The 626-nt window shown below is 70.9% G+C and carries 1 protein-coding gene; it reads left to right on the top strand.

Annotated elements, in window-relative coordinates; translation table 11 throughout:
* The coding region (locus tag AC5RUJ_RS17935) for a PucR family transcriptional regulator ligand-binding domain-containing protein (protein WP_494156477.1) at positions 1 to 626 on the top strand (626 nt) is incomplete at both ends.

Genomic DNA, 626 nt, shown 5'->3' with positions numbered 1-626 from the left:
GGTCGGCATGGGCTTCGCGCTCGGGCTGACGCACCGCCGGGTCCCGGCGGGCGTGCTCGCCGCCGCGAACCAGCTGGAGCTTCCGGTCTTCGAAGTTCCCTACGAGACACCCTTCGTGGCGATCAGCAAGATGGTCGCCGACGCCATTTCCGCCGACCATTACAACCGCCTGGAGCACCTCCTCAAGGACCACCAGGCGCTGGCCGCCTCGCTGTTGGGCGGCGGCGGCCTCCCCGCGCTCCTGCGCACCCTCTCGGCGATGGTGGGCACCGACGTCGTGCTCTCCCAGTACGGGACCCGGCTGTACGGAACCGGCGGCGGCGAGGAAAACGGCTGGCATGAGCTTCCCATCGCCACCGGCCTGAAGGACCGCTGCACGCTGGCCCTGGGCAAGCCGTACGAGCGCAACGCCATCGTGGACTACGCGCAGAGCCTGATCAGCCTGGAACTGAGCAACCAGGCGCACCGCCGCGCGGCCGACCGCAGTTCCGTGGGCCAGGTGCTGCTGGACGTGGTGCGCGGGGTGCTGCAGGGCGGTGACGCCTCCCTGCGGCTGAGCAACGTGGGGATCGACGCCGGACGGCGCCAGTTGGTGGTCATGGTGCAGGTGGCCGCCGCCCAGCGCC

The organism is Arthrobacter sp. Y3223164 (assembly GCF_059091005.1).
This window is presented reverse-complemented; position numbering and strand designations above follow the sequence as displayed.